Origin of the sequence: Mesorhizobium sp. B3-1-9, from assembly GCF_006439595.1 — a bacterium.
GTDB lineage: Bacteria > Pseudomonadota > Alphaproteobacteria > Rhizobiales > Rhizobiaceae > Mesorhizobium.
In genome coordinates this window covers 1-5,130 of the sequence record NZ_VFTJ01000045.1, presented here as the reverse complement: position 1 = coordinate 5,130, position 5,130 = coordinate 1, and the positions used below count along the sequence as shown (strand labels likewise).

The 5,130-nt window shown below is 57.8% G+C and carries 5 protein-coding genes; 3 read left to right on the top strand and 2 right to left on the bottom strand.

Going from position 1 to position 5,130, the window contains the following annotated elements:
• Positions 1 to 829: 829 nt before the first annotated feature.
• Entirely contained in the window at positions 830 to 2,188 is a 1,359-nt protein-coding gene (locus FJW07_RS31430) for a phospholipase D-like domain-containing protein (protein ID WP_140860912.1), read from the top strand.
• 524 nt (positions 2,189 to 2,712) lie between these two features.
• Here FJW07_RS31430 and FJW07_RS32235 read toward each other — a convergent pair.
• Positions 2,713 to 2,862 carry a hypothetical protein gene (locus tag FJW07_RS32235; protein ID WP_246680931.1) on the bottom strand — a complete coding sequence of 50 codons (150 nt, stop codon included), beginning with the start codon at positions 2,860 to 2,862 and terminating at the stop codon, positions 2,713 to 2,715.
• Between the two features lie 847 nt (positions 2,863 to 3,709).
• Between FJW07_RS32235 and FJW07_RS31410 the strand changes: the two genes are divergently transcribed.
• A complete protein-coding gene (locus FJW07_RS31410) occupies positions 3,710 to 3,895 on the top strand; it encodes a hypothetical protein (protein WP_140784832.1) in 186 nt (61 codons plus the stop codon).
• A 206-nt stretch (positions 3,896 to 4,101) separates the two neighbouring features.
• Here FJW07_RS31410 and FJW07_RS32230 read toward each other — a convergent pair whose 3' ends face one another.
• Positions 4,102 to 4,452 (bottom strand): DUF6471 domain-containing protein, encoded by a 351-nt coding sequence (locus FJW07_RS32230; protein ID WP_281405351.1) that lies wholly within the window; start codon positions 4,450 to 4,452, stop codon positions 4,102 to 4,104.
• A gap of 234 nt (positions 4,453 to 4,686) precedes the next feature.
• Between FJW07_RS32230 and FJW07_RS31405 the strand changes: the two genes are divergently transcribed.
• Positions 4,687 to 4,809 carry a hypothetical protein gene (locus FJW07_RS31405; RefSeq protein WP_348640195.1) on the top strand — a complete coding sequence of 41 codons (123 nt, stop codon included), beginning with the start codon at positions 4,687 to 4,689 and terminating at the stop codon, positions 4,807 to 4,809.
• Positions 4,810 to 5,130: the final 321 nt, after the last annotated feature.

The window sequence follows — 5,130 nt, the reverse complement described above, 5'->3', positions numbered from 1 at the left end:
CCATACCCCCCTCCCTTGTGAGCATCATGCAGCAACGTGGCCGAGCAGTCGGCCTCGACTTTACGAATGGTCGAGCCGATTAGTACCCATTGTCAATCGGTGGCTGTGCGGGCAAACCCAGCCTGCTCCTTTCGACATCGGCGAAGGCTTCCGCTGAGGTCTGAACCTCGAACAGGTGAATGGTTGCGGTCCCCTTTTCGACGACGCGGACTACCCACTCAGTGCCGGCAGATTTCACCCGCACGTCGTCCGGTTCCCCGCCCACCATCCCACGCCACCGTGATACGAATTCAAGTCAGTACTGCTGACAACCAGCTATGGTGTGGATTTTGTCAATCCAACCCTTTCTAATGGTTGATATTCATATAGCTAATGACAACGAAAACACTCAACAAAATTGGAGTTCGCGGCCTTTTACCAAGAAATAGACCATCTATAAGCCGCCACACTCAATGTTCTGGATCAGAGCTTTTAGTCATCTGACCGAAACATCTTTGTTCTTTTATTACTGCTATGCGTTGACTTCGTAGCTCTTGATCACACCTGCCACGACTATGGCCAAGTCCGTCAGAATCGAACATTGGCGACGGCAGGTCGGCGACGGACATTACGCCGGTCCAATTTGACCATCCGCTTTCAGGTGAGGGAAAAGCTCGTGTTGACGACCGCTTTGCGGCGCAAAGCGGCCATGTCTGTTGTCGGCCGCAAGCGGTCGGACCGCTTCCGCCGCTGCAGCGTTCATGTGTGGTGAATTGCGCGGGCGCAAAGGATAGCGGCCCTCGTCCGCAGCTCGGAACCTCCCGTCGCACTCGAAGTTCTTGTGTTGCACATGGCCACCATCCACAGCGCGGGCGGCACGGGGTGTAAGGGTTTGACTCGGGAAAAGCCGACCGTACTCAGAGGAAAGATCGGTCGTTGGTTCAACGTACTTAAGTATGTTGCCATCGCGATTGTCGTGAGTTCGATCACTGTGATCGTGATGAACTTGATCCCCGATTCCCGGAGTATCCGCGCAATCGTTCCCCACCGTTTTGACGCAGCCGATCCTCAATTCGCGAGGAGCATGACCAGCTATTCCCAGGGACAAATGTTCGACGCCAACGCGGTGCAGACGCTGGTCAATGGCGATGAGATCTTTCCAGCAATGCTGGAAGCCATCCGCACCGCGCGTTCGACCATCAACATGGAAACCTACATCTATTGGTCGGGAAAGGTGGGCTACGAGTTCGCCGCGGCCTTGGCGGCCAAAGCCCGAGAAGGCGTCGAGGTTCGTGTGCTCGTCGACTGGGTCGGCAGTCTCCCCTTCGATGAAGAACTGATCCACATCATGACGAGTGCTGGAGTGCGGTTCCAGCGCTACCGGCCCATCTACTGGTATACCCTGGATCGCGTGAACAACCGAACGCATCGCAAACTGCTCATCGTCGACGGTCGGATAGCGTTCACCGGCGGTGTCGGCATTGCGGACAATTGGCTCGGAGACGCTCGCAATCCGACAGAGTGGCGTGACACGCACTACCGCATCGAGGGACGTGCCGCAGCCGCATTCCAGGCGGCATTCGCCGAAAACTGGCTGGAGACCGCGGGCGAGCCGTTGCAGGGCGAGAAGTTCTACCCGCCGCTCGCAGCTGCGGGGAACCTGAGCGCTCAACTTATCTTGTCTTCGCAACCAAATGGCTCCGAAGACATGGAGCTGATGATGTTGGCTGCGATGGCTGCTGCCAAGGATCACTTGCGGATCGGAATGGCTTATTTCGTTCCGGACGACATCGCCCTGCAGCAGATACTGGATGCCCGAAAAAGGAGCGTGATCGTCGATATCATCGTCCCCAACTCGCTGACGGATGTTCCTATCGTTCGAAAGGGCTCGCGCTACTTCTGGGGCGAATTACTCAAGGCGGGCGTCCGGATTTATGAGTTCCAGCCCACGATGTACCATCCTAAGCTGCTGATCGTCGACGACGTCTGGGCGAGCTTCGGTTCCGCCAACCTTGATGAGCGATCCCTTGGTCTTAACGATGAGGCCAATCTGAATATCTATGGCAAGGACTTTGGACAAACCCAAATCGATCTGTTCAACCGGGACCTAGCACGGTCTAAGCAGATCAGTCTCGAGGAATGGCAAGCCCGCCCCTGGACTGAAAGGGTGACGGATTGGATGGCTAGCCGACTGCATTCCCAGCTTTAGCACACGATCGCCGCCCGATCGGGTAAGACCGTCGGAAGGTGGTCGTCGGCTGGAGGCCAGGAGATGCGAAGGAATCTGGCGGGAGCGGTCGCTATCGGCTGATCGGGTGATGTCTGCTTTCGTTGAAGCTTGTTAGGTGCTTGTCGAGCGCTGCGGCAATGCTCTGTAGAAAGCTGATCCACTCAGACGGGAATGATCTGGGGATCACCTTCAAAGTCCATGCCGTGCGCCTCTTCACAAGCCACGTGCCGCCGAAGAGAAAAACACCGCGCATCGACAAGCCTTGTGAGGACTGGAGCGCCGCTCAGCCTACCGATTTGGACGGTCTTCCGCCATGACGTTGTAGAGCATGAGGAACGCCAATAGGCAGACGATACCGCCTAAGAGATCGGCCCCTGTCAGTTGGCAGAAATAGACGAAATCAAACGCTAGCACGGCCATCGCTCTATCCTCGGAAAACGCACTAGGATCGGAACCGTTAGACAAGCCTAATGTTCCGCTCCGAGGGAGCAGCGCCGGCACGCCTACGTTTCCTTGAAATCCTTCAGCGAGACGAGGCGCAGCATCTCCTCGCCCTTCAGGAACTTCACTCGTCCGACGAGCTCGGGCCGCAGCCACTCGGCCTTTTCCTTCGCCAGCCCCTTCGGCGGCGGCGCGCCGGTCAGGCCCTGCACCTGGTCCCAAAGCCGCTGCCGCCGGTCGAGCTTGAAGTTGGACAGCGGTCCCGACGTACCGGCCCTTGTCGGCCATCAGCACGCGCGCGGCTTGCCCAGGATCGCGCTGGTGGCCCATGATGTCTACCGTCTTCAGCTGGAAGCATTTCACCTTGTGCCAGTCAGTGGTCGGGCCGCTGCGGTAGCGGCTCCCCTTCCGCTTCGAAACCATGCCTTCGACGCAGGCCATGTCGACCAGGTGGAACACTGCGTCGCCAGGCCCGCCATCGCTTCGCTGAACTGGATGCGATTGCCGGCGGGGATCAAGGCCTAGAGGATATCGCGGCGCCTTTCCACCGGCTCGTTCCGGAGATCCTTGCCATTCAGCAGATAGATAAGATCGAAGCGACCAGATGAAATGTCCCGAGCTTTTCGGATGCCAACAGCTTTTAGAGCGCTTGGAAATCGGCGAGGCCGGCGGCATTGATCTTGATCGTTTCGCCCTCAGGAATGAAGTTTTCGGCTCGGATCGCGGTCGCCGCGGCCGCCAACTCGGCAAATATGCCGGTCCAGTATAGTCCCTTTTGGAGAAAAGCCGGATGCCGTCGCGGTCCTTGAGAATCTGCGTTCGGTACCCGTCCTGCTTGACCTCATGAATCCAGTCGTCGCCCTTCGGAGGATCCCTGAAGAGCTTGGGCTTCATTGGATGGATAATGGGCAACCGTTCACCGTCGGCGCGCTCAAGCATCACAGCCCCAACTCTACGATTTCAATCAATAACGCGATGAAGTTTCAGTCCCATTAGCATTCGCTGGAACAAGTCTTCCCGAGAATCGGTTATAAGCCAGCATGGCCTTGGAGATATCCGATGGGGAAGAAGGCGATCCTAATCACCGAGAGCGTTTCGGAGGAGCGGCTGCTTGAGGCCGATTTTTACGCCCGGCGATGTGGGCTACCACGCGACGAAGTGCTTCAAATCATCGAAAGCGCCTACAGCGCGACGGGCTTCAAAAAGCAGGACAAATCTAAGCACCGCAAGCGTTCGAAACGGTAAATCGGAACATTTGCAATAGACATGGTTCCTCCTGACCAGGAGGAGAAGGCGATGGCAGACGAAGAGCAAACAACTCAAGGCGGCGTGAGAGCCCGCCCTGTGGGAAACGGGCTCTCGCCGGAACGGTTGCAAGCGTTCCGACCCAGCGCGCTGCTCGTCCGAAGTGCGCCGTGCAAGAGCAATTTCTGAGACGGCGGAATGTTCCATTAGCAATCGCTTGACGTGCGCCGCCACCGCCCCAGACTCTTCGGATGAAGAACGATCCCGAGTGCCGCGCCGCGCTCCAGTTGATCAGGGCGACGATTGAGGAGCACTGCGGTATTATGGCGCAAACGCCACGGGCGCGGCGACAGAACTAAACCCACATGCCAGCGGGTGGCTAGCATGATCGGCGCGGTTTTCTTCGGCATCATATGGATGGCCTTTGTCTCTTTGAAGCCGTGTGCCTTCATACGCTCGGCCAGCTCGTCATATGTCAGATCGGCCCGCGTTAGTTCGACCTTCAGATGACGCGCGGCCCGTTCGGCCCATTCTTGTTCCGTAGTTGCGAATCCGATGGGGAAGAAATCGATCCTAATTACCGCGAGCGTTTCGGAGGAGCGGCTGCTTGGGGCCGATTTTACGTCCGGCGATGTGGGCTACCACGCGACGAAGTGCTTCAAATCATCGAAAGCGTCTACAGAGCGACGGGCTTCAAAAAGCAGGACAGATCTAAGCACCGCACGCGTTCGAAACGGTAAATCGGAACATTTGCAATATACATGGTTCCTCCTGACCAGGAGGAGAACGCCATGGCAGACGACAAGAGCAAGCGCGACTTCCGCGGCCGCGATCGGGTTTCGGCCGAGGAAGACTATGAGATTGAGCATTTCGCCCAGAAGGTCGGGTTGACGTCGCAGCAGTGCGCGAGTTGATCCAGAAGCACGGCAACCAGCGCGAGACCCTGGAAGGCGAGGCGAAGGCCCTAAAGCTTTGACGCGAGACAACTCAAGCGCGTGAGAGCCCGCCCTGAGGAGACGGGCTCTCGCCGGAACGGTCGCTATCGTTCCGACACGGCGCGCTGTCTCGGCGGAAGCTGCGCCGTGCAAGAGCAATTTCAGAGGCGGCGGAATGTTCCATTGGCCACCGCTTGACGAGCCCCGCCACCGCCCCAGACTATTCGGATGAAGAACGATCCCGAGTGCCGCGCCGCGCTCCAGTTGATCAGGGCGACGATTGAGGAGCACTGCGGTATT

Excerpts from the sequence above, each read along its gene's own strand:
- FJW07_RS31430 (WP_140860912.1), top strand. The coding sequence starts at position 830 with ATGGCCACCATCCACAGCGCGGGCGGCACGGGGTGTAAGGGTTTGACT.
- FJW07_RS31405 (WP_348640195.1), top strand. The coding sequence starts at position 4,687 with ATGGCAGACGACAAGAGCAAGCGCGACTTCCGCGGCCGCGATCGGGTT.
- FJW07_RS31410 (WP_140784832.1), top strand. The coding sequence starts at position 3,710 with ATGGGGAAGAAGGCGATCCTAATCACCGAGAGCGTTTCGGAGGAGCGG.